Annotated in this window: 24 protein-coding genes; all 24 read right to left on the bottom strand. The window is 70.8% G+C overall.

Annotated features, from left to right (window positions below):
- Nucleotides 1-234: 234 nt before the first annotated feature.
- Nucleotides 235-696, bottom strand: a complete 462-nt coding sequence (locus tag ACWDR0_RS07320; RefSeq protein ID WP_456350671.1) for a DUF2550 domain-containing protein — start codon at nucleotides 694-696, stop codon at nucleotides 235-237.
- A 152-nt stretch (nucleotides 697-848) separates the two neighbouring features.
- Nucleotides 849-1,232 carry a F0F1 ATP synthase subunit epsilon gene (locus tag ACWDR0_RS07315; RefSeq protein ID WP_456350670.1) on the bottom strand — a complete coding sequence of 128 codons (384 nt, stop codon included), beginning with the start codon at nucleotides 1,230-1,232 and terminating at the stop codon, nucleotides 849-851.
- 181 nt (nucleotides 1,233-1,413) lie between these two features.
- The gene (gene atpD, locus ACWDR0_RS07310; RefSeq protein ID WP_456350669.1) at nucleotides 1,414-2,856 is read right to left on the bottom strand and encodes a F0F1 ATP synthase subunit beta; all 1,443 of its coding nucleotides are present in this window, start codon (nucleotides 2,854-2,856) and stop codon (nucleotides 1,414-1,416) included.
- Nucleotides 2,856-3,773 carry a F0F1 ATP synthase subunit gamma gene (locus ACWDR0_RS07305; protein WP_456350668.1) on the bottom strand — a complete coding sequence of 306 codons (918 nt, stop codon included), beginning with the start codon at nucleotides 3,771-3,773 and terminating at the stop codon, nucleotides 2,856-2,858. The genes atpD and ACWDR0_RS07305 overlap by 1 nt, the downstream gene beginning before the upstream one ends.
- A gap of 20 nt (nucleotides 3,774-3,793) precedes the next feature.
- Nucleotides 3,794-5,392 carry a F0F1 ATP synthase subunit alpha gene (gene atpA / locus ACWDR0_RS07300; RefSeq protein WP_456350667.1) on the bottom strand — a complete coding sequence of 533 codons (1,599 nt, stop codon included), beginning with the start codon at nucleotides 5,390-5,392 and terminating at the stop codon, nucleotides 3,794-3,796.
- Between the two features lie 151 nt (nucleotides 5,393-5,543).
- Complete coding sequence (locus ACWDR0_RS07295; RefSeq protein WP_456350666.1) at nucleotides 5,544-6,359, bottom strand: F0F1 ATP synthase subunit delta; 816 nt, start codon at nucleotides 6,357-6,359, stop codon at nucleotides 5,544-5,546.
- Nucleotides 6,356-6,922 carry a F0F1 ATP synthase subunit B gene (locus ACWDR0_RS07290; RefSeq protein ID WP_456350665.1) on the bottom strand — a complete coding sequence of 189 codons (567 nt, stop codon included), beginning with the start codon at nucleotides 6,920-6,922 and terminating at the stop codon, nucleotides 6,356-6,358. The genes ACWDR0_RS07295 and ACWDR0_RS07290 overlap by 4 nt, the downstream gene beginning before the upstream one ends.
- Before the next feature lie 44 nt (nucleotides 6,923-6,966).
- On the bottom strand, nucleotides 6,967-7,197 hold the full coding sequence (gene atpE / locus ACWDR0_RS07285; RefSeq protein ID WP_006346597.1) for an ATP synthase F0 subunit C: 231 nt from the start codon (nucleotides 7,195-7,197) through the stop codon (nucleotides 6,967-6,969).
- Nucleotides 7,198-7,285: 88 nt separating this feature from the next.
- Nucleotides 7,286-8,098 carry a F0F1 ATP synthase subunit A gene (gene atpB / locus ACWDR0_RS07280; RefSeq protein WP_456350664.1) on the bottom strand — a complete coding sequence of 271 codons (813 nt, stop codon included), beginning with the start codon at nucleotides 8,096-8,098 and terminating at the stop codon, nucleotides 7,286-7,288.
- Nucleotides 8,099-8,323: 225 nt separating this feature from the next.
- Nucleotides 8,324-8,761 (bottom strand): hypothetical protein, encoded by a 438-nt coding sequence (locus ACWDR0_RS07275; protein WP_456350663.1) that lies wholly within the window; start codon nucleotides 8,759-8,761, stop codon nucleotides 8,324-8,326.
- A 264-nt stretch (nucleotides 8,762-9,025) separates the two neighbouring features.
- On the bottom strand, nucleotides 9,026-10,393 hold the full coding sequence (locus ACWDR0_RS07270; protein WP_456350662.1) for an MraY family glycosyltransferase: 1,368 nt from the start codon (nucleotides 10,391-10,393) through the stop codon (nucleotides 9,026-9,028).
- Between the two features lie 106 nt (nucleotides 10,394-10,499).
- Entirely contained in the window at nucleotides 10,500-11,780 is a 1,281-nt protein-coding gene (locus ACWDR0_RS07265) for a serine hydroxymethyltransferase (RefSeq protein WP_456350661.1), read from the bottom strand.
- Nucleotides 11,781-11,875: 95 nt separating this feature from the next.
- A complete protein-coding gene (locus ACWDR0_RS07260) occupies nucleotides 11,876-12,517 on the bottom strand; it encodes an arsenate reductase/protein-tyrosine-phosphatase family protein (protein WP_456350660.1) in 642 nt (213 codons plus the stop codon).
- A complete protein-coding gene (locus tag ACWDR0_RS07255) occupies nucleotides 12,514-13,161 on the bottom strand; it encodes an L-threonylcarbamoyladenylate synthase (protein WP_456350659.1) in 648 nt (215 codons plus the stop codon). The genes ACWDR0_RS07260 and ACWDR0_RS07255 overlap by 4 nt, the downstream gene beginning before the upstream one ends.
- Nucleotides 13,162-13,210: 49 nt before the next feature.
- On the bottom strand, nucleotides 13,211-14,056 hold the full coding sequence (gene prmC, locus ACWDR0_RS07250) for a peptide chain release factor N(5)-glutamine methyltransferase (RefSeq protein ID WP_456350658.1): 846 nt from the start codon (nucleotides 14,054-14,056) through the stop codon (nucleotides 13,211-13,213).
- Nucleotides 14,057-14,099: 43 nt separating this feature from the next.
- The gene (gene prfA, locus ACWDR0_RS07245; RefSeq protein ID WP_456350657.1) at nucleotides 14,100-15,179 is read right to left on the bottom strand and encodes a peptide chain release factor 1; all 1,080 of its coding nucleotides are present in this window, start codon (nucleotides 15,177-15,179) and stop codon (nucleotides 14,100-14,102) included.
- Between the two features lie 105 nt (nucleotides 15,180-15,284).
- The gene (rpmE, locus tag ACWDR0_RS07240; protein WP_456350656.1) at nucleotides 15,285-15,509 is read right to left on the bottom strand and encodes a 50S ribosomal protein L31; all 225 of its coding nucleotides are present in this window, start codon (nucleotides 15,507-15,509) and stop codon (nucleotides 15,285-15,287) included.
- Nucleotides 15,510-15,726: 217 nt separating this feature from the next.
- Entirely contained in the window at nucleotides 15,727-16,872 is a 1,146-nt protein-coding gene (locus ACWDR0_RS07235) for an LCP family protein (RefSeq protein ID WP_456350655.1), read from the bottom strand.
- Nucleotides 16,873-17,152: 280 nt separating this feature from the next.
- Nucleotides 17,153-19,123 carry a transcription termination factor Rho gene (gene rho / locus ACWDR0_RS07230; RefSeq protein WP_456350654.1) on the bottom strand — a complete coding sequence of 657 codons (1,971 nt, stop codon included), beginning with the start codon at nucleotides 19,121-19,123 and terminating at the stop codon, nucleotides 17,153-17,155.
- A 515-nt stretch (nucleotides 19,124-19,638) separates the two neighbouring features.
- Nucleotides 19,639-20,658: a homoserine kinase gene (thrB, locus tag ACWDR0_RS07225; protein WP_456350653.1), complete on the bottom strand. Its 1,020-nt coding sequence runs from the start codon at nucleotides 20,656-20,658 to the stop codon at nucleotides 19,639-19,641.
- A 448-nt stretch (nucleotides 20,659-21,106) separates the two neighbouring features.
- Entirely contained in the window at nucleotides 21,107-22,165 is a 1,059-nt protein-coding gene (thrC, locus tag ACWDR0_RS07220) for a threonine synthase (protein ID WP_456350652.1), read from the bottom strand.
- A 6-nt stretch (nucleotides 22,166-22,171) separates the two neighbouring features.
- Nucleotides 22,172-23,473 (bottom strand): homoserine dehydrogenase, encoded by a 1,302-nt coding sequence (locus ACWDR0_RS07215; RefSeq protein WP_456350651.1) that lies wholly within the window; start codon nucleotides 23,471-23,473, stop codon nucleotides 22,172-22,174.
- Nucleotides 23,474-23,568: 95 nt separating this feature from the next.
- The gene (gene lysA, locus ACWDR0_RS07210) at nucleotides 23,569-24,960 is read right to left on the bottom strand and encodes a diaminopimelate decarboxylase (RefSeq protein WP_456350650.1); all 1,392 of its coding nucleotides are present in this window, start codon (nucleotides 24,958-24,960) and stop codon (nucleotides 23,569-23,571) included.
- Nucleotides 24,961-24,973: 13 nt separating this feature from the next.
- Complete coding sequence (nrtL, locus tag ACWDR0_RS07205) at nucleotides 24,974-25,996, bottom strand: ArgS-related anticodon-binding protein NrtL (protein ID WP_456350649.1); 1,023 nt, start codon at nucleotides 25,994-25,996, stop codon at nucleotides 24,974-24,976.
- Nucleotides 25,997-26,115 lie beyond the last annotated feature (119 nt).

Here is a 26,115-nt window from a genome sequence, read left to right as displayed (position 1 = left end):
ACGAGCGCCCGCACGGTCGAAGGGCACCAGGTACGAGTACCCAGGGGCGCGAGGAACTGCGCGAGAAACCACCCACGGTCCCGGGGGCAGGCGACTACGGGAGGGTCTACGGTCCCGTACCAAGCACCCGCCGAGGGGCAGAGCGGCCGACTACCGGCGGGTCCACGGTCCGCGCACCGCTACCCGGCGGGAAGCCGAACCGCACCGCTGCCCCAGCGGGAGGCGGCCACGCGACTACGCCACGTTCACCCGCTGGCCGGGAGGCGCCGCCTCCAGCCAGGCCAGGAAGCCCGTCAGCGCGTCCTCGCTCATCGCCAGCTCCAGCTTCGTCCCCTCGTGGAGACAGCCCAGCACGACGGCGTCGGAGAGCAGGGCCAGCTCCTCCTCGCCCTCGGGCATCCGGCGGCCGACGACCTCGATGGCGGAGCGCTCCAGCACCCGGCGCGGCCGCGGCGCGTAGGAGAAGACGCGGAACCACATGATGCGGTCACCGCTGTAGCGGGCGACCCCGTACACCCAGCCCTTCCCGGGCGGCAGTCCGGCCTCCGCCGGATCACCGGGGACGTTCCACCGAAGGGAGCAGTCGAAGGTCCCGCCGGAGCGCTGGATCAGCCGTCGGCGCAGTCCGAAGACGAACAGCCCGATCCCCACCAGTGCGACGACCGCGAGCACGCTCACCAGCACCGCGAGGAACATCGCGCCGACCTCCTCGCTCCGTCGTACCCAAACCCGGCCTCCGCCCCGTGCGGAGAAGGGGTCCTACTCGCACCTGCATCGCCTCAGCCGCGGCCCGGTCTGGAGGATTCCAGTCCGAGCCGCGGCTGAGGTCGTAGTCTTCCGGCGGGGTGCTAGCGCACCGCCACCGCACGGAGCCGGACATCGGCGCGGCGCTCGGCCGCGGCGTCCTCCTCCGACTTGGCACGCTCCAGCGCGCGCTCGGCACGCTGGGCGTCGATCTCGTCCGCCAGCTCGGCGATCTCCGCCAGCAGCGACAGCTTGTTGTCGGCGAAGGAGATGAATCCGCCGTGCACGGCGGCGACGACCGTCCCGGCACCCTCGGGGGTACTGGTACGGATGGTCACCGGGCCCGACTCCAGCACACCGAGCAGCGGCTGGTGACCGGGCATGACGCCGATGTCGCCGGACGTGGTGCGCGCGACGACCAGGGTGGCCTCACCGGACCAGACCTGACGGTCGGCGGCGACCAGCTCGACATGCAGCTCAGCAGCCAAGGGTGGCTCCTCGGGTCACCACCCGGCGGCTTCGCCGGGTGTCGGTTCATCAGTCTAGTAGGGCGCCGGACAGGATCGTGCCGGGGCCCGCTCCGGCCCGGGGGCCGGAGGTGCGGGGGCTCCGGGAGGAAGCGGCGGCCGGGGGCACCCCGCCCGCCGCTTCCTCACCGGATCGCCGGCGTCAGGAGACGCCCAGCTCCTTGGCGTTCTTCTTGAGGTCCTCAAGACCACCGCACATGAAGAAGGCCTGCTCGGGGAAGTGGTCGTACTCACCGTCGCAGATCGCGTTGAACGCGGCGATCGACTCGTCGAGCGGAACGTCCGACCCGTCCACACCGGTGAACTGCTTGGCGGCGTGGGTGTTCTGGGACAGGAAGCGCTCGACACGACGGGCGCGGTGGACGACCAGCTTGTCCTCTTCGCCCAGCTCGTCGATACCGAGGATCGCGATGATGTCCTGGAGGTCCTTGTACTTCTGGAGGATCCCCTTGACGCGCATGGCGGCCTCGTAGTGGTCCGCGGCGATGTACCGCGGGTCCAGGATCCGGGACGTGGAGTCCAGCGGGTCCACGGCCGGGTAGATGCCCTTCTCCGAGATCGGACGGGAGAGCACCGTCGTCGCGTCGAGGTGGGCGAAGGTGGTGGCCGGGGCCGGGTCGGTCAGGTCGTCCGCGGGGACGTAGATCGCCTGCATGGAGGTGATCGAGTGACCGCGGGTCGACGTGATCCGCTCCTGGAGCAGACCCATCTCGTCCGCCAGGTTCGGCTGGTAACCCACCGCGGACGGCATACGGCCGAGCAGCGTGGAGACCTCGGAACCGGCCTGGGTGAACCGGAAGATGTTGTCGATGAAGAAGAGCACGTCCTGCTTCTGCACATCGCGGAAGTACTCCGCCATGGTCAGACCGGCCAGGGCGACGCGCAGACGGGTGCCCGGGGGCTCGTCCATCTGGCCGAAGACCAGCGCCGTCTTGTCGAGGACGCCGGACTCCTCCATCTCGTCGATGAGGTCGTTGCCCTCACGGGTGCGCTCGCCGACGCCCGCGAAGACGGAGACGCCCTCGTGGAGGTTGGCGACACGCATGATCATTTCCTGGATCAGCACGGTCTTGCCGACGCCGGCACCACCGAACAGACCGATCTTGCCGCCCTTGACGTACGGGGTCAGCAGGTCGACGACCTTCAGACCGGTCTCGAACATCTCGGTCTTGGACTCGAGCTGGTCGAAGGCCGGGGCCTTGCGGTGGATCGCCCAGCGCTCGCCGACGTTGGCGTTCTCCTCGGGGTGGTTCAGCACCTCGCCGAGGGTGTTGAACACCTTGCCCTTGGTGAAGTCGCCGACCGGGACGGTGATGCCCTTGCCCGTGTCGGTCACCGGGGCCTGGCGGACCAGACCGTCGGTGGGCTGCATGGAGATGGTGCGGACCACACCCTCACCGAGGTGCTGCGCAACCTCGAGGGTCAGCGTCTTGAGCGCGCCGTCCTGGGCCGGGTCGGCCACCTCGACGTGCAGCGCGTTGTAGATCTCGGGCATCGCGTCGACGGGGAACTCCACGTCGACGACCGGGCCGATGACCCGGGCGACGCGGCCCGTGGCAGCGGCCGTCTCAACAGAGGTCGTCATTACTTGTCACTCCCCGCGGTCGCGTCGGCCAGGGCGCTGGAGCCACCGACGATCTCGCTGATTTCCTGGGTGATTTCGGCCTGTCGGGCCGCGTTGGCAAGTCGGGAGAGCGTATTGATCAGCTCACCCGCGTTGTCGGTCGCCGACTTCATCGCGCGGCGGCGGGCCGCGTGCTCGGAGGCGGCGGACTGGAGCAGGGCGTTGTAGACCCGGCTCTCGACGTACCGCGGCAGCAGTGCGTCGAGAACGTCCTCCGCCGACGGCTCGAAGTCGAACAGCGGAAGGATCTCGGCCTTCCCGCCGGTCTCCTCCGCCGCGTCGCCGAGGCTGAGCGGCAGCATCCGGTTGTCCACCGGCGACTGCGTCATCATCGACACGAACTCCGTGAAGACGATGTACAGCTCGTCGACGCCGCCCTCGGCGGTGTCCTTCTGCACGGCCTCGATGAGCGCCGCGGAGACCTTCTTGGCATCCGCGTACTCCGGGCTGTCCGTGAAGCCGGTCCACGAGCCCGCGACCTTGCGCTCACGGAACCCGTAGTAGGCGACACCCTTGCGGCCGACGATGAAGGAGTCGACCTCCTTGCCCTCGCCGCGGAGCCGCTCGGTGAGCCGGTCGGCCGCCTTGATGGCGTTGGAGGAGTAGCCGCCCGCCAGACCGCGGTCGCTCGTGATGAGCAGTACCGCGGCGCGGGTGGCACTCTCCGCCTCGGTGGTCAGAGGGTGCTTGGTGTTCGATCCGGTCGCCACCGCCGTGACCGCGCGGGTCAGCTCGGTCGCGTACGGCGTGGAGGCCGCCACCTTGCGCTGTGCCTTGACAATGCGCGAGGCGGCGATCATCTCCATCGCCTTGGTGATCTTCTTCGTCGCGGAGACGGACCGGATGCGACGCTTGTAGACCCGGAGCTGCGCTCCCATGAGTCAGGTCCCTTCCGTCGTCACTTCGAGACGTTGACGGCGGCCGGAGCGTCCTCGCCGAGCAGCTTGCCGTCGTGGGTCTCGAACTGCTTCTTGAACGCGGCGATGGAGTCCGCGACAGCGGTCAGCGTGTCGTCCGACATCTTGGCGCCCTCACGGATGGAGAGCATCAGGCCGGACTCCTCGCGGTGCAGGTACTCCAGCAGCTCGCGCTCGAAGCGGCGGATGTCCTGAACCGGGACGTCGTCCATCCGGCCGGTGGTGCCGGCCCAGACGGAGACGACCTGGTCCTCGGTGCGCATCGGCTCGTACTGCGGCTGCTTCAGCAGCTCGACCATGCGCTTACCGCGCTCCAGGGAGGCCTTGGAGGCCGCGTCCAGGTCGGAACCGAAGGCGGCGAACGCCTCCAGCTCACGGAACTGGGCGAGGTCCACGCGGAGCCGGCCGGAGACCTGGCGCATCGCCTTGTGCTGGGCGGAGCCACCGACGCGGGAGACCGAGATACCGACGTTCAGGGCCGGGCGCTGACCGGCGTTGAACAGGTCGGACTCCAGGAAGCACTGGCCGTCGGTGATGGAGATGACGTTGGTCGGGATGAACGCCGAGACGTCGTTGGCCTTCGTCTCGACGATCGGCAGACCGGTCATCGAACCGGCGCCCATGGCGTCGGAGAGCTTGGCGCAGCGCTCCAGCAGACGCGAGTGCAGGTAGAAGACGTCGCCCGGGTAGGCCTCACGGCCCGGCGGACGGCGCAGCAGCAGCGACACGGCGCGGTAGGCGTCGGCCTGCTTCGACAGGTCGTCGAAGATGATCAGGACGTGCTTGCCCTCGTACATCCACTGCTGGCCGATGGCCGAGCCGGTGTAGGGCGCGAGGTACTTGAAGCCCGCCGGGTCGGACGCCGGGGCGGCGACGATGGTGGTGTACTCCAGGGCGCCGGCCTCCTCCAGCGCGCCGCGCACGGACGCGATGGTGGAGCCCTTCTGGCCGATGGCGACGTAGATGCAGCGGACCTGCTTGTTCACGTCGCCCGAGCGCCAGTTGTCGCGCTGGTTGATGATGGTGTCGACGGCCAGGGCGGTCTTGCCCGTCTGGCGGTCGCCGATGATCAGCTGGCGCTGGCCGCGGCCGATCGGCGTCATGGCGTCGACGGCCTTGTAGCCGGTCTCCATCGGCTCGTGGACCGACTTGCGCTCCATGACCGTGGGGGCCTGCAGCTCGAGGGCGCGGCGGCCCGAGGTCTCGATCTCGCCGAGGCCGTCGATCGGGTTGCCGAGCGGGTCGACGACCCGGCCGAGGTAGCCCTCGCCGACCGCGACCGACAGGACCTCGCCGGTACGGCTGACCGGCTGCCCCTCCTCGATACCACTGAACTCACCGAGGACGATCGCGCCGATCTCGCGCTCTTCCAGGTTGAGCGCGAGGCCGAGGGTTCCGTCCTCGAACTTCAGCAGCTCGTTCGCCATGGCCGAGGGAAGTCCCTCGACCTTCGCGATGCCGTCGCCGGCCACGCTGACCGTACCGACCTCCTCGCGCGAGGCCGCGTCCGGCTTGTACGACTGGACGAAGTTCTCCAGCGCGTCCCGGATCTCCTCCGGCCGGATCGTGAGCTCCGCCATCAGGTTCCCTGCTCTCCTTGTTGGGCCCGAAGTTTCTTTGGGGTCTGGGGGCGACCCCCAGGAATCTTCTGCAATCTCTGCACGGCCCAACCGGGCCGCTGTCTTGCCAGTTCAGTTGTGCCGCCGCGGGCGGCGGACGCGCGGGTGCGCGTCAGCCCGCCAGCCTGCGCTTCGCCTCGTCGAGGCGGTCGGCGATGGTGCCGTTGATGACCTCGTCGCCGACCCGGACCGTGATCCCGCCCATGACCGTGGGGTCCACCTCGAGGTTGAGGTGCATCTCACGGCCGTACAGCCGGGCCAGTCCGGTGCCCAGGCGCTCCTTCTGGGAGTCGCTGAGCGGTACCGCGGAGGTGACCACGGCCACCATCCGGTCCCGGCGGGCCGCGGCCAGCTTGGACAGGGAGTCGAGTCCCTGTTCCAGGCTACGTCCCCGGGGCGCGGAGACGAGCCGGCCGACGATCCGGCCGGTGGCCGGGTTCGCCCGGCCGTCGAGCAGGCTCTTCAGCAGCTCGTCGCGGGCGGCCGGGGCCGCGGACTTGTCGGTCAGCGCGGACCGCAGCTGCGGGTTCGAGTCCACGATCCGTCCGAAGCGGAACAGCTCGTCCTCGACGTCGTCGAGAACGCCCGCCCGCTGGGCGGCGGTGAGGTCGGCGATGTTCGCCAGCTCCTCCAGCGCGTCCACCAGATCGCGCGAACGCGACCAGCGGGAGCGCACGGCTCCGGAGACCAGGTCGGCGGTCTCGCCGCCCACCTGGCCGCTCAGCAGCCGTCCCGCCAGCTCGGCCTTGGCGTCGCCGCTCTGCGCCGGGTCGGTCAGGACCCGGCGCAGCGACACCTCGCGGTCGAGCAGAGCGGTGACGGCGGCCAGTTCCCCGGCGAGCTTCGCCACGTCGACCGACGTGTTGTCGGTCAGCGCGTCGAGGGACTCGCGGGCAGTGGACAGCGCCTCTCGGCTCGCTCCGTTCACCGGGAGACCTCCGCCTTCACCGTGGTCGTGGCGCCTGCCTCGAGTTCGTCGAGGAAGCGGTCGATCGTCCGGCTCTGCCGGGCGGAGTCCTCGAGGGACTCGCCGACGAGCCTGCTCGCCAGGTCGGTCGCGAGCGTGCCGACGTCCTGGCGGAGCGCGGCGGCCGCGGCCTTGCGGTCGGCCTGGATCTGGGCGTGACCGGCGGCGATGATCTCCTCGCGCTGGCGCTGGCCCTCGGACCGCATCTCCTGCACGATCGTGGCGCCCTGCTCGGTTGCCTCCTGGCGGAGCCGGGCGGCTTCGTGACGGGCCTCGGCGAGCTGGGCCTTGTACTGCTCCAGGACGCTCTCGGCCTCGGTCCTGGCCGCATCGGCCTTCTCGATGCCGCCTTCGATCGCCTCGCGGCGCTCCACCAGAGTCTTGTTGATGTTCGGGAGGAGCTTCTTGGCGAGGAAGAAGAAGACGATCGCGAAGGCGATGGTGCCGATGATGAGCTCATCGGGGTGCGGGAGCAGCGGCGGCATCGGCTCTCCCGCGGCCGCGATGGGAATCAGGGCGCTCACATCAGTGCCTTCCGTGAAAAAGAGGTGGGCTGTCCGGACTCGTCCTAGTAGACGAAGCCCATGACGATGCCGATCAGGGCGAGCGCCTCACAGAAGGCGAAACCCATGATCTGGTTGGTGCGGATCAGGCCGGCCGCCTCGGGCTGACGGGCGAGGGCCTGGGTGCCGTTACCGAAGATGATGCCGACGCCGACGCCGGGGCCGATGGCGGCGAGGCCGTAACCGATGGCGGCGACGTTGCCTTCGACGGCGGCGAGGGTCTGGAGAGCGGACATGCCGGTTCTTCCTTCTCTTTCAAGGACCCGGTGGGGGTTGGCCACCGGACGATCTGGAGGGTTGCGCTGGAGGGAGGTCTGAGGTGAATCAGTGGTGCTCGGAGAGCGCGCCCTGGATGTAGTTGGACGCCAGCAGGACGAACACGTACGCCTGGACGGCCTGGATGAACAGCTCGAACACGATCATCGCCATGACGAGGATGAACGAGGTGCCCGCGTAGAGGACGCCGACGCCGTTGAGCAGGTACCAGGTCGCGACGGTGAACATCACGATCAGCAGGTGGCCCGCGAACATGTTGGCGAAGAGCCGGACGGCGTGGGTGAACGGGCGGATGATCAGGTTCGAGAAGAACTCCAGCAGCATGATCAGCGGAAGGATCTTGCCGAGGTCCTTGTTGTAGCCAAGGATGTTCTTCCAGCCGCCGACGAAGCCGTGCTTCTTGAAGGTCAGTCCGACCCAGAGGAAGTAGACGAGGAGGGCGAGGACCACCGGGTACGCGATCAGCGAGGTCACCGGGAACTGGGCGATCGGAATGATCGACCACAGGTTCATGATCCAGATGAAGAAGAACAGGGAGACCATCAGGGGGACGTACTTCTCGCCCTCCTTCTTGCCGATGATCTCGTAGACGACGCCCTTGCGGACGAAGTCGTAACCCGCTTCACCGATCATCTGGACCTTGCCGGGCACCAGCTTCGGCTTGTTGAAGGCCGCCCAGAAGAAGCCGACGACGATCAGCGTGCTCGCGAAGGCGAGCAGCATGGGCTTGTTGAACTCGAAGCCACCGACCGTGAACAGAGGCTCGTACATGAACGTGTGGAGCCCAGGGGCGTTGAATCCACACCCGGTGAAGAGTTGACAGTCCGCCTCGAAGGCGAGCATCTGGGGGTCAGCACTCACCGCGGGCTCCTTCAGCGTGGCGCATAGGTACGGCAACCTCGTTGTGTCGGCGCGGCGCGCAGCCGCGGTTCGGCACGGGACTGGTGTAACGGATGGTGGGGCGGCGGGCGGGCCATGAGCCTCGCGGATGAGCGGGCGTCAGCTCGGATGCCCGCGCCCGCAGTGCCGCAGTTGGCACCGGACGATAGCAGGAACCCGAAAGCCCATTTATCCCGGCCCTACGCTTCACGTCGCGGACCCGGTCTTCGGGGCCCCCGCGCCCGCGTTTTCCTCGGGCTCGACGTAGAGGATCTTGGCTTTGAGATAGGCGCGGGCCTGGGCCGCGACCCAGACGATGGTCGCCACCAGCAGCGTCAGGGCGAAGACCTTCGAATCGAAGAGGGTCGTGTCCTTGAACGCCAGCAGGAAGACGAAGAGCAGCAGCAGCTGTGTGGTGTAGAGCAGAAAGCCCATCGCCTGGAACAGATGCGGGTACTGCTTGGCGGTGCGCTGCAGGACGACGAGTCCCGTCCCCATGAAGAGAACGACCACCAGCGCGCCGACGGCGGCGCCGAGCGCGCCCTTGCCGCCCGCGACGCCGGCGCCGACGCCAACGGCGATCAGGCCGGTGACTGCGGTCGGTACGGCGGTGTGCAGAAGGGTGCGTGCGTCAGTGGACGGCATGGCGGCATCTCCGCTTGCGGTTGGTGGCAGTGGTGTCGTCATGGACGAGCGTAAGCCGGGTCCGAGACGGGTCCTCGGGGGCCGGAAGACCGTCGCACTACGGTCCTTCGGCACTGTCGCCGGTTCTCGTGAATCGTATCACAAGCTATTTGAGGAGACCTTTACCCGTTCGTGTGCCCACTCTCACACATGAGAGTGAATGCGCCCGTGTGTGCGCGGACTTGGCCGCGGCTTGTCTGCTAATGGGCCCGAACATGGCAAAAGTCACCCTGGGGTTCCGGCCTTCTTCCGCTCCGCGGGCTCCGGCCTCGCGCCGAGCGCGGTGGCCCCGCCGACCCCCTCCGGAAGCTTCCTCCGGGCCTCTTCCGCCCCGCTCTCCCCACCCGTGCCGGACGCCTCACCGGCCCCGGCCGCGTACGCGTGGGCGGGCTCCGGCTCTGCACCGGCCGCGGGCCGCTTGCGGCGGCGGTAGCGCGGCGGGACGAACCGCTCCATCCAGCGCGGCGCCCGCGGGGTGAACCGCGGCAGCAGAAGCAGCACCAGGCCCACCGCGCTCAGCCCGACGATCACCATGACGATCCACAGGGACGCGGAGTGCACCGAGTAGCCGACCACGCCGAAGGCGAACACCGCCGACCAGAAGTACATGATCAGTACGGCCCGGCTGTGCGAGTGGCCGATCTCCAGCAGCCGGTGGTGGAGGTGCCCCCGGTCGGCGGCGAACGGCGACTGGCCCTTCCAGGTCCGGCGGACGATGGCCAGCACCAGGTCGGCGACCGGGATGGCGATGATCGTCAGCGGCAGCAGCAGCGGGATGAAGACCGGCAGCATCGCATGGGTGGCGTCGCGGGTGCTGCCGTCGTAGACGAAGATCCGCAGGGTGTCGGGGTCCACCTGGCCGGTGACCGAGATCGCGGAGGCGGACAGCACCAGGCCGATCAGCATCGACCCCGAATCTCCCATGAAGATCCGCGCCGGATGCATATTGTGCGGCAGGAAGCCCAGGCACATGCCCATCAGGATGGCCGTGAACAGGGCGGCGGGGGCGGCGGCCTCGATCATGTTGCCGACCCACAGGCGGTACGAGTAGAGGAAGAACGCGGCGGCCGCGATGCAGACCATGCCGGCCGCGAGCCCGTCGAGACCGTCGACGAAGTTCACCGCGTTGATGGTGATCACCACGATCGCCACCGTCAGCAGGGTGCCCTGCCAGGAGGTGAGCGAGACCGTGCCGACACCGGGGACCGGGATCCACAGGATGGTCAGACCCTGCATCACCATCACACCGGCGGCGATCATCTGGCCGCCGAGCTTGATCAGCGCGTCGATCTCGAACTTGTCGTCGAGGACCCCGATGATCCAGATCAGCGCGGCGCCGGAGAGCAGCGCCCGCGGTTCGTTCGACAGCTCGAAGACACTGCCCAGGTTCTGCAGATGGTCGGCGACCAGCAGCCCCGCGCACAGCCCGAAGAACATGGCGATGCCGCCGAGCCTCGGCGTCGGTTCTCGGTGCACGTCGCGCGCGCGGACCTCCGGCATCGCCCCGGTCGCGATGGCGAACTTCCGCACCGGACCGGTCAGCAGATAGGTCACCGCGGCTGTGACACAGAGCGTCAGCAGATAATCACGCACGGGCTGCCCCACAGGAATCGCTGGCCATCTCAGCCCCACACCCTAACCGTGGCGGCCGCATGGTGAAGGACTGGCGGGCGCCGCTGACGGTTGCACACGGTCTCGGCTACCCCGGATACGGCGGAAATCTACCGGCCAGCTCCGCCGCCTCCGTACGCAAGGTCCGCACCGCGTCACCCTCGGCGTACAGCGCGGCCGCGCAGAGCACCGCGATCCGCGCCATCTCCGCCTCCCCCATCCCCTGGGTGGTGACCGCCGCGGTCCCCAGGCGCAGCCCCCGGGCCTCCTCCGTATGGGGGAGCGCACAGGTGTCCAGTACCAGCCCGCAGGCCGCCAGACGGCCGCGTGCGGTCCTCCCGTCCGCTCCGAGGGGTCCGGGGTCCACCACGATCAGATGGGTGTCCGTACCGCCCGTCAGGACCGTGAAGCCCTCCGCCTCCAGACCGGCCGCCAGCACCCGCGCGTTGGCCACCACCCGGTGGGCGTACGCCGCGAACGCGGGCGCCGCGGCCTCGCCGAACGCCACCGCCTTCGCCGCGACGGTGTTCATCTGGGCCCCGCCCTGGGTGAACGGGAACACCGCCCGGTCGATCCGCCCCGCCGTCTCCTCGCCGCAGAGCACCAGCCCGCCGCGCGGCCCCCGCAGCACCTTGTGGGTGGTGGCGCAGACCACGTCGGCGTACGGCACCGGGCTGGGCGCCGCCCCGCCCGCGATCAGCCCCATCGGATGCCCGGCGTCCGCGATCAGCACCGCGCCCGCCTCGTCGGCGATCTCCCGGAAGAGCGCGTAGTCGGGATGGCGGGGGTAGGAGATGGAGCCGCAGACGATCGCCTTCGGCCCCCGGGTCCGGGCCAGTCTGCGCACCTCGCGGTAGTCGATCAGCCCGGTCTCCGGGTCGGTGCCGTAGCCCACGAAGTCGAACCAGCGCCCCGAGAAGTTCGCCGGCGAGCCGTGGGTGAGATGTCCGCCGTACGGGAGCCCCATCGCCAGCACCGTGTCACCGGGCCGCAGCAGCGCCGCGTACGCCGCCAGCACCGCGGAGGAGCCCGAGTGGGGCTGCACATTGGCGTGCTCGGCGCCGAACAATGCCCGGGCCCGGTCCACGGCGATCCGCTCGGCCGCGTCGACCAGCTCGCAGCCGCCGTGGTGGCGGGCGCCGGGATAGCCCTCCGCGTACTTGTTGACCAGCGGGGAGCCGAGGGCGGCCAGCACCGCCGGGGAGGTGAAGTTCTCCGCGGCGATCAGCTGGAGCGACCCGGTCTGCCGGGCCGTCTCCTCCTCGATCACCTCGGCGATCTCGGGATCCCGCCGCCTCAGCAGCTCCGGATCGGCGGTATAGCGGACGGCGCTCTTCGCGGCGCTCGCGCGTGCGGTGCGGACGGGCATGGCGCGCTCCGGTCCTCGCGTATCGGTGCGCTTTCACTGTAGGCCGCGGGTGCCCGCGGCGCGCGCGAGCGGCCGGGCCGGGCCGCCGCGGGGCGTCAGTGCCGGGCGGGAACGCCCGTCAGGGCGGTGACCACCGGGTCCAGCGCCTGGTTGATCTCGTCGCCGATGGAGCGGAAGAAGGTGATCGGCGCGCCGTAGGGGTCGTACACCTCGTCCGCGTCCGGGCTGGGGGCCAGCAGCCAGCCGCGCAGCGCGGCCGCGGCCCGCACCAGCGCCCGGGCGCGCTCGACGACGCCCTCGTCGCGCGGGTCGGGCAGGGTCGCCGGGTCTATGGCCCGCACCAGCCGGGTGAACTCCTTGAGGGTGAAAGTCCGCAGTCCGGCGGAGTGCCCCATCGAGATGACCTGCGCCCGGTGGTCCCGGGTCGCGGTCAGCACCAGATCGGCCCGGATGACATGCTCGTCCAGCAGCTCCCGCCCGGTGAAACCGGTGGCGTCGGCGCCGAAGTCGGCGAGCACGATCTCGGCGTTGGCCTCCATGGGCGCACCCTCGTGCCCCCAGGTGCCGGCGCTCTCCACGATCAGCCCGCTCGCCAGCAGATCGCCGAGGCGGTCGCTGAGGGCGTGCCGGGTCAGCCGCTCGGTGATCGGCGAGCGGCAGACGTTGCCGGTGCTGACGTGGAGTATCCGGAAGCAGTCGTCCGACTCGGTGCCACGCCCCTGGTCAGGGGCGATCAAGGCGCCACCTCGAGGTCGGGGACGACCTTGCGCAGCTCGTCCGCGGTCAGTGCCCCGGCGCGCAGCAGCACCGGCACCTCCCCGGTGACGTCGACGATCGACGAGGGGACGATACCGGGCGTCGGCCCGCCGTCGAGGTAGACGGAGACGGAGTCGCCGAGCATGCCCTGCGCGGCGTCGCAGTCCTCGGGTGCCGGGTGGCCGGTCAGATTGGCCGAGGAGACGGCCATCGGGCCGACCTCGGTGAGCAGTTCGATGGCGACCGGGTGCAGCGGCATCCGGACGGCGACGGTCCCGCGGGTGTCGCCCAGGTCCCACTGGAGGGACGGCTGGTGCCGGGCGACCAGGGTCAGCGCGCCCGGCCAGAAGGCGTCCACCAGCTCCCAGGCGTTCTCCGAGAAGTCGGTGACCAGCCCGTGGAGGGTGTTCGGGGAGCCGATGAGGACCGGGGTGGGCATATTGCGGCCGCGGCCCTTGGCGGCCAGCAGACCGGCGACGGCCTCGGAGCTGAAGGCGTCGGCGCCCAGCCCGTACACGGTGTCGGTGGGCAGCACGACCAGTTCGCCGCGGCGGACCGCGGACGATGCCTCGCGCAGCCCGGTCGTCCGGTCGGTCGCGTCGTTGCAGTCGTATCGCCGGGCCATCAGAGAGCCTCCTCGGGCAGGTACGCGGCAGGAGCGTACGGGGTCGTCGTCACGGCGTCGCCTTGCGGGCGGTCGCGAACCGCGGGCGGTTGTTCAGATCGGGATGGTCCGCCGCGTCCGTCCAGCCGGACTCCTCGGCGAAGATCCACGGCACCTGGCCGCCCTGGGTGTCCGCGTGCTCGATGACGACGAGCCCGCCGGGGCGCAGCAGCCGGTGGGCGGTCCGTTCGATGCCGCGGATGGTGTCGAGGCCGTCCTCGCCGGAGAAGAGGGCCATCTCCGGGTCGTGGTCGCGGGCCTCGGGCGCCACGTACTCCCACTCGGTGAGCGGGATGTACGGCGGGTTGGAGATCACCAGGTCGACCTGGCCGTCCAGTTCGGGCAGCGCGGTGAGCGCATTGCCCTGGTGGAGGGTGACCCGGGAGCCCTCGGCGTTCTTCCGGGCCCAGTGCAGGGCGTCGTCGGACAGCTCCACGGCATGGACCCGGGAGCGGGGCACCTCCTGCGCCATGGCCAGGGCGATCGCGCCCGATCCCGTACAGAGGTCGACGATCAGCGGTTCGACCACGTCCATGGCGCGGACGGCGTCTATGGCCCAGCCGACGACGGATTCGGTCTCCGGGCGGGGCACGAAGACACCGGGTCCGACCTGGAGCTCCAGATAGCGGAAGAAGGCGCGGCCGGTGATGTGCTGGAGGGGTTCGCGGGCCTCGCGGCGGGCGACGGCCTCCCAGTAGCGGGCGTCGAAGTCGGCGTCCTTGACCAGGTGGAGCTCGCCCCGCTTCACCGCGTGCACATACGCGGCCAGCTCCTCCGCGTCGAAGCGCGGCGAGGGTACGCCGGCGTCGGCCAGCCGCTGGGTGGCCTGGGCCACCTCGGCGAGCAGCAGGTTCACTGGTGGTCCTCCACCTGGTTGGTACGGAAGGGTCCGGCCGGGCTTACTGGGCGGCCGCGAGCTTGGCCGCGGAGTCGGCGTCGACACAGGCCTGGATGACGGCGTCGAGATCGCCGTCGAGTACCTGGTCGAGGTTGTACGCCTTGAAGCCGACGCGGTGGTCGGAGAGGCGGTTCTCCGGGTAGTTGTAGGTCCGGATCTTCTCGGAGCGGTCGACCGTGCGGACCTGGCTGCGGCGCTGGTCCGCGGCCTCCTTCTCGGCCTCTTCCTGGGCGGCGGCGAGCAGCCGGGAGCGTAGGATGCGCAGGGCCTGCTCCTTGTTCTGGAGCTGGCTCTTCTCGTTCTGGCAGGAGGCGACCACACCGGTGGGCAGATGGGTGATGCGCACCGCGGAGTCGGTGGTGTTCACGGACTGGCCGCCGGGACCGGAGGAGCGGTAGACGTCGATCCGCAGATCGTTGGGGTTGATCTCGACGTCGATCTCCTCGGCCTCGGGGGTCACGAGGACACCGGCCGCGGAGGTGTGGATCCGGCCCTGGGACTCGGTGGCGGGCACGCGCTGGACGCGGTGCACGCCGCCCTCGTACTTGAGGCGGGCCCAGACGCCCTGGCCGGGCTCGGTGGCGCCCTGGCCGCCCTTGGTCTTCACGGCGACCTGGACGTCCTTGTAGCCGCCCAGCTCCGACTCGGTGGCGTCGATGATCTCGGTCTTCCAGCCGACGCGCTCGGCGTAGCGGAGGTACATCCGCAGCAGATCGCCCGCGAAGAGGGCGGACTCGTCGCCGCCGGCGCCGGCCTTGACCTCCAGGATGACGTCCTTGTCGTCGCTGGGGTCGCGGGGCACCAGCAGCAGCCGGAGCCGGTCCGTCAGCTCTTCCCGCTGCTTCTCCAGCACCTTGACCTCGGCGGCGAAGTCCGGGTCGTCGGCGGCCAGCTCGCGGGCCGTCTCGATATCGTCGCCGGTGCCCTTCCAGGACCGGTAGGCGGCGATGATCGGGGTCAGCTCGGCGTAGCGCTTGTTGAGTCTGCGCGCGTTGGACTGGTCGGCGTGGACGGAGGGGTCGGCCAGCTTCTGCTCAAGGTCGGCGTGCTCGCCGACGAGTTCCTCGACCGCCTCGAACATCGGGGGCTCCTGCTCTGCTTACGTACGAAGGTGCTGCGGGACGTCAAAGCGCCGGTCCCGGCCGCCCCGGCACGGGGACGGCCGGTGACCGGCGCAGTTGGCTCGCTACTTCTTGGCGGAGCCGCCAGCCTTGCCGAAGCGGGCCTCGAAGCGGGCCACGCGGCCACCGGTGTCGAGGATCTTCTGCTTGCCCGTGTAGAACGGGTGGCACTCGGAGCAGACCTCGGCACGGATGGTGCCGGAGGACAGGGTGCTGCGAGTCGTGAACGACGCGCCACAGGTGCAGCTGACCTGCGTCTCGACGTACTCGGGGTGGATGTCGCGCTTCAAGGTGTCTCCTAGTTTCGGGAGGGCGCCGGGTCGCACGGGCGGAGTGCACGCGCGTGAACCGGGGCCGACGAACCAGTCTGCCAGGACCGGCCGTATCTCCCAAAACCGGGGTCGGTGCGGAACTATTCCCGGCGGTTCCGGGCGCCGTAAAGGGGCGGGCGGGGTGGTTCCGGGTGCCCGGGCGTGCGCGCCGGGTGACCGGCGGCGCGCGCCGGCGTCACTCCGTGCCGGCGCCGGTACGGGGCGTGTCGGCCGCGTCCGGGGTGGGGGTGACCACCGTGCCGGCCTTGTCGCCCGCGGAGTGCGTCAGCGCGCCCGCCGGGATCGGCCGGTCCTGCCGCAGGGCGGTCCATACCTGCCGGGCGGCGCCGTCGAGGGGGACGACGCGGTTGGGGTCCTGGGGGTCGTAGACGACCGGCATGGTGACCATCCGTACATCGGCGGGGTCGATGCCGCCCAGGGAGCGGGCGAGGCCGGTGAGCTTCGGTACGGAGGCGAGGCCGGAGTCCGTGGTGACGGCCTGGGTGGCGGTGTCGGCGACCCCGTAGAGCTTCAGCGGGTCGGTGAGCAGCCCGGCGTCCTTGACCTGGGCGAGGAACGCCTTCACAAAGGCCTGCTGGAGCTGTATCCGGCCCAGGTCGCTGCCGTCGCCGACGCTCTTGCGGGTACGGACCAGGCCGAGGGCCTGTTCACCGTCGAGGGTGTGGGTCCCGGCGGGCAGGTCGAGGCGGCTGTCCTGGTCCCGGATCGGTTCGGTGGTGGTGATCTTCACACCGCCGAGTTCGTCGACGAGTTTCTTGAAGCCGGTGAAGTCGACCTCGATGTAGTGGTCCATGCGGATCCCGGAGAGCCGCTCGACGGTGCTGACGGCGCAGGCCGGGCCGCCCTCCTCGTAGGCGCTGTTGAACATCACGCCGTGGGCGGCGGGTATTCGCTCGCCCTCGGGGCCGGTGCAGGCCGGCCGGTCGACGAGGGTGTCGCGGGGTATGGAGACCACGCTGGCCTTGCGGTGGCCCTTGTAGACGTGGACCACCATGGCGGTGTCGGCGCGGGCGCCGCCCTGGTCGCGCCCGTACTCGCGATTGGCGCCGGAACGGGAGTCGGAGCCCAGGACGAGGATGTCCAGGGAGCCGTTGCCGATGTCCTGGGGGCGGTCCCGCTCGCTGAGCCGGGCGTTGATGTCGATACCGCGGAGATTGCCGTCGAGGCCGAGATAGAGATAGCCGAGCCCGGCGCCGCCGACGGCGACCAGGGCCGCCGTGGCCCAGGCGGCGATCACACCGGCCCGGCGCCTGCCGGAACGCGGCTTCCGGCCGCTCCCGGCACCGCCCGTACCGCTGTCGCCGCTGCTCTGCTCGTTCATGTCCTCTCCTGCCCTGCGGGCGCCTCCCGGCGCCTGGGACCCCCTCCGTACCGCCGTCGCGCTCCGTGACCCTCCGGCCACCGAGCGAGGGCAAAACTTCCGCTCTGTCCAGCTTTGTTCCGCCATTGGTAGGACGCGTCCCTCAGCAAAAGGGTTGCATGCGGTGATGAAAACCGCGTGAGAAGGCCCGGGAACCGCGGCGGTACGGGCCCGGAACGGCCGTGGGCCCCGCCGTCCCACTCGGGGAAGGCGGGGCCCACGGGCCACTCTGCGACGGGCGTCAGTCGTTGGACGACGGCGTCGTCTTCTGGATCTGGAGCAGGAACTCGGCGTTCGACTTCGTCTGCTTCATCTTGTCGAGCAGCAGCTCGATCGCCTGCTGCTGGTCGAGCGCGTGCAGCACCCGGCGCAGCTTCCAGACGATGCCCAGCTCCTCGCTGCCGAGCAGGATCTCCTCCTTGCGGGTGCTGGACGCGTCCACGTCCACCGCCGGGAAGATGCGCTTGTCGGAGAGCTTCCGGTCGAGCTTGAGCTCCATGTTGCCGGTGCCCTTGAACTCCTCGAAGATCACCTCGTCCATCCGCGAGCCGGTGTCGACCAGCGCGGTGGCCAGGATGGTCAGCGAGCCGCCGTCCTCGATGTTGCGCGCGGCACCGAAGAAGCGCTTCGGCGGGTAGAGCGCGGTCGAGTCGACACCACCGGACAGGATGCGGCCGGAGGCGGGCGCCGCCAGGTTGTAGGCGCGGCCCAGACGGGTGATGGAGTCCAGCAGGACAACCACGTCGTGGCCCAGCTCCACCAGGCGCTTGGCCCGCTCGATGGCGAGTTCGGCGACGGTGGTGTGGTCCTCGGCGGGACGGTCGAAGGTCGAGGAGATGACCTCGCCCTTGACCGACCGCTGCATGTCGGTGACCTCTTCGGGCCGCTCGTCGACGAGGACGACCATCAGGTGGCACTCGGGGCTGTTGACCGTGATGGCGTTGGCGATCGCCTGCAGGATCATGGTCTTGCCGGTCTTCGGCGGGGCCACGATCAGACCGCGCTGGCCCTTGCCGATCGGCGACACCAGGTCGATGATCCGGGTCGTCAGCACACCCGGGTCGGTCTCCAGGCGGAGCCGGTCCTGCGGGTAGAGCGGGGTCAGCTTGTTGAACTCGGGGCGGCCGCGGCCCGATTCGGGGGCCATGCCGTTGACCGAGTCCAGGCGGACCAGCGCGTTGAACTTCTCGCGGCGCTCGCCGTCCTTGGGCTGCCGCACGGCGCCGGTGACGTGGTCGCCCTTGCGCAGGCCGTTCTTGCGGACCTGGGCCAGCGACACGTACACGTCGTTGGGGCCCGGGAGGTAGCCCGAGGTGCGGATGAAGGCGTAGTTGTCGAGGATGTCGAGGATGCCCGCGACGGGGATCAGCACATCGTCGTCGGAGACCTGCGGCTCGCCGGCGAAGTCCTCGCGGCCGCGGCGGCCACGGCGGTCGCGGTAGCGGCCGCGGCGGCCACGGCGGCCGCCCTCGTCGTCGAAGTCGTCCTGCGGAGCGGCCTGCTGACGGCTCTGGCCGCCCTGCTGCTGACGCTGTCCGCCCTGCTGCTGGTCGTCGCCCTTGCGGCCGCGCTGGCGGTCCCGGCGGTCGCCGCGCTGACCGCGCTCGCCGCGGTCCTTGCGGCCCTCGCCGTCCTGCGCGCCGGAGTCCTGCGCGTCGGTCCGGGAGACCTTCTCGGCCTCCTTGACCGCGACGGCGCCGCCGTCCTGGACCTCGGGGCTGCCCGCCTGCGCCGTGGCCCGGCGGCGGCGGCGCTCGACGGCCGGCTGGTCGTCGCTGACCGGCTGTCCCGGGATGTCGATCTGCTGCTGGGCCACGGCCTTCTCCGCCTTCTCGGCGGCCGGCGCGGCCTTCTCGGCGGCCGGGGCGGCCTCGGCCGCGGCGTCGCCCGTACGCGCCTTCGAGGTGGCGCGGCGCTTCGGCTTGGCCTCGGCGGTCTTGGCCTCGGGCTCGGCGGCCTTCTTGGCCGCGGCTCCGCCGCCGGCCTGGGCCTCCTTGATGACCTCGATCAACTGGCTCTTGCGCATCCGCGCGGTGCCCCGGATCCCGAGGCCGGACGCGACCTGCTGCAACTCGGCCAGGACCATGCCCTCAAGGCCGGTGCCGGAGCGGCGGCGCCGGGCGGTGGTGCCGGAGGCAGCACCTGCGGCGGGCGCGGAAGTGTCGACGCTGGTGTCGGCAGTCACGCCCATCAGATCGGTGGTGTCGCTCACGAAGGGTCCTTCCCTGGAGCGGACGTCGGCCATCTGGCTCGGCGACCGGTTGTGCTGTCCGAACGCGGTCGGTGATGGCGACCGTGCCGGGGCGGTGGTCCCCGCCGATTCTGCGTACGGCGGAGAAGCAGATACTTGCGATCCGGCCCGAGATCCCCCTGCTCGGCCACTTCTCGGCGGAGCGGGGGGTGTCGTGCCGGTTCCGGAGCGTGCTCGATACTGCTCAGGCAGGCTGCTCAGGCAGTCGGGGAGGCTCCCGGAAGAATTGGTGGTCCCGATACGGGACACGAAGCTCCGAGCCGCAAAGGCTTCGGGTGCTGACTTGAGGTTAACACTACCGGCTCCAACAAACATTCCCCCTCTCCATCACCGGCAATCTCGTGTCCCCGGGAATCACCACGGGGATCCCGCCGGGCGGCCGCCCGGATTTCTCCCCGGGAATTCCCGGAAATGCCCCGCTGTCCGCTCGCCGCGGCGTCCGCCCCGCTCCCGGGGCGGTTCCCCGCCGGGGCGGCTCACCCGAGGGGCGTGTCACCGGGCTCCCGGGCGCCGCCCCCGGCCCCGTACACCTGCCCGGATCCGTCTCCCGACGGATCCCCGGCGGGCGCGGCGGCCCCGGAGGAGACGAGCGGCAGCACGCTCGCACCCGCGGTGTCGAAGCCCAGGCGGTTGGCCGCCCAGCCCTCCCCCGCGAGCTGTGCGACCTTCTCGGCCGCACTGTTCTCGGCCAGCGCGAGCACCGTGGGGCCCGCACCGGAGATGACTGCAGGGACGCCGTCGGCGCGCAGTCGGTTGACAAGGTCGACGCTCTGCGGCATCGCCGGGGCGCGGTACTCCTGGTGGAGCCGGTCCTCCGTGGCGGGCAGCAGCAGCTCGGGACGGCGGGTCAGCGCCTCGACCAGCAGGGCCGCACGGCCGGCGTTCGCGGCGGCGTCCACATGCGGGACGGTCCGCGGCAGCAGCCCCCGCGCGGTCTCCGTGAGCACCGGCTTCTCGGGGACGAAAACCACCGGAACGACGGAATCCGCGGGGTCCATCCTGATGGCGCGGGCGGCGCCGGAGTCGGTCCAGGCGAGGGTGAAACCGCCGAGCAGACAGGCGGCGACATTGTCCGGGTGGCCCTCGATCTCGGTGGCCAGCTCCAGCAGCGCCGTGTCGTCGAGGCGGGACTCGCCCCCTATGGTCACCGCGCGGGCGGCGACGATCCCGGCGCAGATGGCGGCGGAGGAGGAGCCGAGGCCGCGGCCGTGCGGAATCCGGTTGGCACAGACGATTTCGAGGCCGCGCGGCTGTCCGCCGAGCAGATCGAAGGCCGTACGCAGGGAGCGTACGAGCAGATGGCTCTCGTCACGGGGCAGCGTCGACGCGCCCTCACCCGCGATGTCGATGTGCAGACCGGAGTCCGCGACCCGGACGACGACATCGTCGTACAGCCCCAGCGACAGCCCGAAGGCATCGAAGCCCGGACCGAGATTGGCGCTGGTGGCGGGGGTGCGCACCCGGACGGCGGCGGCGCGGAACGCTGGACCGGCCATCGCTCGAAGACTCTCCTTGGCTCTGCCCCTTGTTGCGCAAGGGACGGGCGGTGACGGTGTTGTTGACGGTATCGGTGGTGTCGGGTTCTGCCGAATGGGGATGAAGGGGGGAACCGATGTGCGTACGGGCGGTGCGCGGGATCGGGAGGGGTCAGCCCCCGGGGCCGCGAACGACGGTCGCACCACCGCACCGGCATACGGGGTGGGTGGGTTCGGTACAGCCTATCGAAGGAAGGTTCAGTGGCGACATAGGGCGCACAGGAGGCGCACGATGCGTGTCGCGAGCCCGCTGTGCCCCGGCCTCCGGCACCGCCCGGCTTGGGATGCTTTCCACCGGGGTATTACGGCTGCCCGGGCCCCGTCACCGGGTCCTCGCACCCCGGCCGCGACGGCCCGGACGCCTTGGCGTGCGGGCCGCCGCGGCCGGACGGCGCGGTATCCCGGACCGCTACGCCAGACCGAGGCGGGCGGCCGCGGTCGGCGCGTCGACCGGGACGGTGACGGGCTGCGGAGCGCCGGCCACGGCCCAGTCGGGGTCCTTCAGACCGTTGCCGGTGACCGTGCAGACGATCCGCTGGCCCGGGTCGACCAGACCCGCCTCGGCGGCCTTCAGCAGACCGGCCACGGAAGCGGCGGACGCCGGCTCCACGAAGACGCCCTCCTGCGAGGCCAACAGGCGGTAGGCCCGCAGGATCTCACGGTCCGTCACCTCGTCGATGGCGCCGCCGGACTCGTCGCGGGCGGCCAGCGCCTGCTGCCAGGAGGCCGGGTTGCCGATCCGGATGGCGGTGGCGATGGTCGAGGGGTCCTTGACCACCTCGCCGCGGACGATCGGCGCGGAGCCGGACGCCTGGAAGCCCCACATCCGCGGGGTGCGGGTGGCCGGGCCGTCGGCGGCGTACTCCCGGTAGCCCTTCCAGTAGGCCGTGATGTTGCCCGCGTTGCCGACCGGCAGCACATGGATGTCGGGGGCGTCGCCGAGGGCGTCCACGATCTCGAAGGAGGCAGTCTTCTGGCCTTCGATCCGGTAGGGATTGACCGAGTTGACCAGGGCCACCGGATAGTTTTCGGACAGATTCCTGGCCAGGTCCAGGCAGTCGTCGAAGTTGCCGTCGACCTGGAGGATCTTCGAGCCGTAGACCAGCGCCTGGCCCATCTTGCCGAGCGCGATCTTCCCCCGGGGCACCAGTACCGCGCAGACCATCCCGGCCCGTACCGCGTAAGCCGCGGCCGAGGCGGAGGTGTTGCCGGTGGAGGCACAGATGACCGCCTTGGCCCCCTCCTCCTTGGCGCGGGTGATCGCCATCGTCATCCCGCGGTCCTTGAAGGAACCGGTGGGGTTGGCGCCCTCCACCTTGAGGTGGACCTCGCAGCCGGTGCGCTCGGAGAGCACCTGCGCGGGTACGAGCGGCGTACCACCCTCACGGAGCGTGACGACCGGAGTGGTGTCGGAGACCGGGAGCCGGTCCCGGTACTCCTCGATGATGCCGCGCCACTGGTGGGTCATTGCTGGTTACTCCCCTTCAACACGCATGATGCTGGCGACACCACGCACGGTGTCGAGCTTGCGCAGCGCCTCGACGGTCCCCGAGAGGGCGGCGTCGGGCGCGCGGTGGGTGACGACGACGAGGGAGGCCTCACCGTCGCTGTCCGGGCGGCCCTGCTGGCGGACGGTGTCGATGGACACCCCGTGCTCGGCGAAGACCGTCGCGACCTGGGCGAGGACACCCGGCTTGTCGGCCACGTCGAGGCTGATGTGGTACCGCGTCACGACCTCGCCCATGGGGCTCACGGGCAGCTGGGTGTACGCGGACTCCCCCGGGCCCGTGGCCCCGGCGAGCTTGTTGCGGCAGACGGCGACCAGATCGCCGAGGACCGCGGACGCGGTGGGCGCGCCGCCCGCGCCGGGGCCGTAGAACATCAGCTGCCCGGCGGCCTCGGACTCCACGAAGACCGCGTTGTACGCCTCGCGGACGGAGGCGAGCGGATGGCTGAGCGGAATCATCGCGGGGTGCACCCGGGCGGTGACCGACCGGCCGTCGGCGGCGCGCTCGCAGATCGCCAGCAGCTTGACCGTGCAGCCCATGCGCTTGGCGGAGGCGATATCGGCGGCGGTGACCTCGGTCAGGCCCTCGCGGTGGACGTCGTCGAGCCGGACCCGGGTGTGGAAGGCGATGGAGGCGAGGATCGCGGCCTTGGCGGCCGCGTCGAAGCCCTCGACGTCGGCGGTCGGGTCGGCCTCCGCGTAACCGAGGGCGGTGGCCTCGTCCAGCGCCTCGGTGTATCCGGCGCCGGAGGTGTCCATCTTGTCGAGGATGAAGTTCGTGGTGCCGTTGACGATGCCGAGGACCCGGTTGACCTTGTCGCCCGCCAGCGATTCGCGCAGCGGCCGGATCAGCGGGATCGCCCCGGCGACGGCGGCCTCGAAGTACAGGTCGCGGCCGTGCCGCTCGGCGGCGGCGTACAGCGTGGCACCGTCCTCGGCCAGCAGCGCCTTGTTCGCCGACACTACGGACGCGCCGTGCTCGAAGGCGGTGGTGATCAGGGTGCGGGCCGGCTCGATCCCGCCGATGACCTCGATGACGACGTCGATGTCGCCGCGTTTGACCAGGGCCGTGGCATCCGTGGTGACCAGCGCGGGGTCGATGCCCTCGCGCACCTTGGAGGGCCGCCGCACGGCGACCCCCGCGAGTTCCACGGGGGCGCCGATCCGGGCCGCGAGGTCGTCGGCGTGCGTCGTCATGATGCGCGCCACCTCTGAGCCGACCACTCCACAGCCCAGCAGCGCCACCTTCAGCGGACGCGTACGCATCATCCGACCTCGTTTCTCAACATTTGGGGGTTGGTCCAGTCTCACTCACCGGACAGCATTTTCTATGCTCCGTCCGGCATCCGAGACATCTATCTCCATTAACCGACATCGAGACGCAACAGATCTTCCTCCGTCTCGCGCCGGACGATCACTCGCGCCGCACCTTCCGAGACCGCCACCACGGGCGGGCGCAGCGCATGGTTGTAGTTGCTGGCCATCGAGCGGCAGTAGGCGCCGGTCGCGGGGACCGCGATCAGATCGCCCGGGGCCAGGTCGGCCGGGAGGAAGGCGTCCTTCACCACGATGTCACCGCTCTCGCAGTGCTTGCCGACGACGCGGCTGAGCATCGGGGGCGCGTCGGAGGTGCGGGAGACCAGGACGACGCTGTACTCGGCGTCGTAGAGCGCGGTGCGGATGTTGTCCGACATCCCGCCGTCGACGCTGACGTACGTCCGCAGCCCCTCCAGCGGCTTGATGGTGCCGACCTCGTACAGCGTGAAGGCGGTCGGTCCGACGATGGCCCGGCCGGGCTCGACCGAGATCCGCGGGCTGCGCAGCCCGGCGGCGTCGCACTCGCGGCCTACGATCTCGTGGAGCGCCTTGGCGATGTGATGCGGTTCACGCGGGTCGTCGCCGGGGGTGTACGCGATGCCCAGACCGCCGCCGAGGTCGATCTCGGGCAGTTCGACGCCGTGCTCGTCGCGGACCCGCTTGAGCAGTCCGACCACCCGGTGGGCGGCGACCTCGAAGCCGGAGGTGTCGAAGATCTGGGAACCGATGTGGGAGTGGATGCCGACCAGTTCGAGGCCGTCGAGGGCGAGCGCCCGGCGGACCGCTTCGGCGGCCTGGTCCCCGGCGAGCGGGATGCCGAACTTCTGGTCCTCGTGCGCGGTGGCGATGAACTCGTGGGTGTGTGCCTCGACCCCGACGGTGACCCGGATCAGCACCTTCTGGCGGCGGCCGAGCCGCTGGGCGGTGTGGGCGACCCGGGCGATCTCCTGGAAGGAGTCGAGCACGATCCGCCCGACCCCGGCTTCGATCGCCCGCTCGATCTCCTCGGGGGACTTGTTGTTGCCGTGGTAGGCGATGCGCTCGGCGGGCATGCCCGCGTCCAGGGCGGTGCGCAGCTCGCCGCCGGAGCAGACGTCGAGATTGAGCCCCTCCTCGGACAGCCAGCGCACGACGGCGCGGCTGAGGAAGGCCTTCCCGGCGTAGAAGACGTCGGCACCGGGCCCGAAGGCCTCGGCCCAGGCGCGGCAGCGGGCCCGGAAGTCCTCCTCGTCGAGGAAGTACGCGGGGGTGCCGAACTCCTCCGCCAGCGCCGTCACCGGGATCCCGCCGACGGCGACGACGCCGTCCGCGGCCCGGGTCACGGTCCGGGCCCAGATCTTCTCGTCGAGGGCGTTGAGGTCGGCGGGCGGGGCGGCGTAGTGGCCCTCGGGCAGGACGTCGGCGTGGCGGGGCCCGGCGGGATGTGCGGAACGGCTCATGGTCGGTTCTCTCTCACAGGTGTTCGGGTGCGCTGATGCCGAGCAGGGACAGGCCGCCGGCCAGCACCGCCCCGGCGGCTTCGGCGAGCGCGAGCCGGGAGCGGTGGGCGGCCGAGGGTTTCTCCCCGCCGACGGGGAGGACCGTGTGCTGGAAACCGAGCAGCGCTTCGGCGGTGCCCTCCAGATGCCGGGCGATCCGGTCCGGGGCGCCGAGCCGCGCGGCGGATTCGAGCACCTCCGGCCAGTCCCCGATCCACCGCTCCAGCGGTGTCTCCACATACTGCTCACCACGCGCCGCGAACCCGAGCCGGGCGGCCTCGCGGCTCAGCGCCCGGGCCCGGGAGTGCGCGTACCGGACGGTGAACAGGGGGTTGCTCTCGTGCTGCCGGAGCAGTCCGGCCCCGGGCCGGACCCGGTCGCCCGCGGCGGCGCTCAGAAACGCCCACCGCACGGCGTCGCTTCCCAGCTTCCCCGGCACGTCGCTCGCGTCGGCGCACTCCTGCACCGGTACGGAGCTTCCGGGGCTCCCGCTCGCCTGCCCCAGCAGTGCGACGGTCTCGTCCCAGAGGGCCTGCCGGGTGCCGGTGGGGCGGGTCGCCGTCCGGTTTGTCGCCGCTCCGGGGAGTGCCTGCCCGCTGCCCCGGGGGTACCGGTCATCCACTCCGGCGGGGGCCTGACCGCGGTTCTCCTCCGCTCCCCCGGCGGCCTGCCCGCGGACCCGCTCCACGACTGCGCGCTGGCGCTCCAGCGGATCCTCGTCCACGGTGATGTTCAGAAACCCGGGCCCGGTGATCTCCACCGCCCCGATGCCGGGCTCCCCGGCGATCCGCGCCCGCAACTCCTCGGCCACCGCTCGGGCGGGCCGCCCGGCAGGCCCGGCGAGCCGGAGCGCGACATTGGTGGCCCAGTCCCCGCAGCCGCCCGGCCGGGGCCGCTCGATCCGTACGCTGCCGGGCACCTCCACGGCGAGCGCGCCGTCCGCCACCGCCCGGCACACGGCGTGCCGGACGGTACGGGAGAGCTGCGCGGGGGTCACGGGACCAGCGTAGGGGAGGGAGCCCCCCGTAAAGCGAACGGTTTCGCCATACGGTCACCCGGCCCCCGGACATGCACCGCCGTCGCCCGGACAGCACCGCCCCCGGCCGGTCACCGGTC

This window comes from Streptomyces sp. NPDC003691, from assembly GCF_053981115.1.
This window is presented reverse-complemented; position numbering and strand designations above follow the sequence as displayed.

Coding starts and splice junctions, on each gene's coding strand:
- ACWDR0_RS07320 (WP_456350671.1), bottom strand. CDS start 696: ATGTTCCTCGCGGTGCTGGTGAGCGTGCTCGCGGTCGTCGCACTGGTG.
- atpD (WP_456350669.1), bottom strand. CDS start 2,856: ATGACGACCTCTGTTGAGACGGCCGCTGCCACGGGCCGCGTCGCCCGG.
- ACWDR0_RS07305 (WP_456350668.1), bottom strand. CDS start 3,773: ATGGGAGCGCAGCTCCGGGTCTACAAGCGTCGCATCCGGTCCGTCTCC.
- atpA (WP_456350667.1), bottom strand. CDS start 5,392: ATGGCGGAGCTCACGATCCGGCCGGAGGAGATCCGGGACGCGCTGGAG.
- atpE (WP_006346597.1), bottom strand. CDS start 7,197: ATGTCCGCTCTCCAGACCCTCGCCGCCGTCGAAGGCAACGTCGCCGCC.
- ACWDR0_RS07275 (WP_456350663.1), bottom strand. CDS start 8,761: ATGCCGTCCACTGACGCACGCACCCTTCTGCACACCGCCGTACCGACC.
- ACWDR0_RS07265 (WP_456350661.1), bottom strand. CDS start 11,780: ATGCCCGTCCGCACCGCACGCGCGAGCGCCGCGAAGAGCGCCGTCCGC.
- ACWDR0_RS07255 (WP_456350659.1), bottom strand. CDS start 13,161: ATGGCCCGGCGATACGACTGCAACGACGCGACCGACCGGACGACCGGG.
- prfA (WP_456350657.1), bottom strand. CDS start 15,179: ATGTTCGAGGCGGTCGAGGAACTCGTCGGCGAGCACGCCGACCTTGAG.
- ACWDR0_RS07235 (WP_456350655.1), bottom strand. CDS start 16,872: ATGAACGAGCAGAGCAGCGGCGACAGCGGTACGGGCGGTGCCGGGAGC.
- thrB (WP_456350653.1), bottom strand. CDS start 20,658: ATGGCCGGTCCAGCGTTCCGCGCCGCCGCCGTCCGGGTGCGCACCCCC.
- thrC (WP_456350652.1), bottom strand. CDS start 22,165: ATGACCCACCAGTGGCGCGGCATCATCGAGGAGTACCGGGACCGGCTC.
- ACWDR0_RS07215 (WP_456350651.1), bottom strand. CDS start 23,473: ATGATGCGTACGCGTCCGCTGAAGGTGGCGCTGCTGGGCTGTGGAGTG.
- lysA (WP_456350650.1), bottom strand. CDS start 24,960: ATGAGCCGTTCCGCACATCCCGCCGGGCCCCGCCACGCCGACGTCCTG.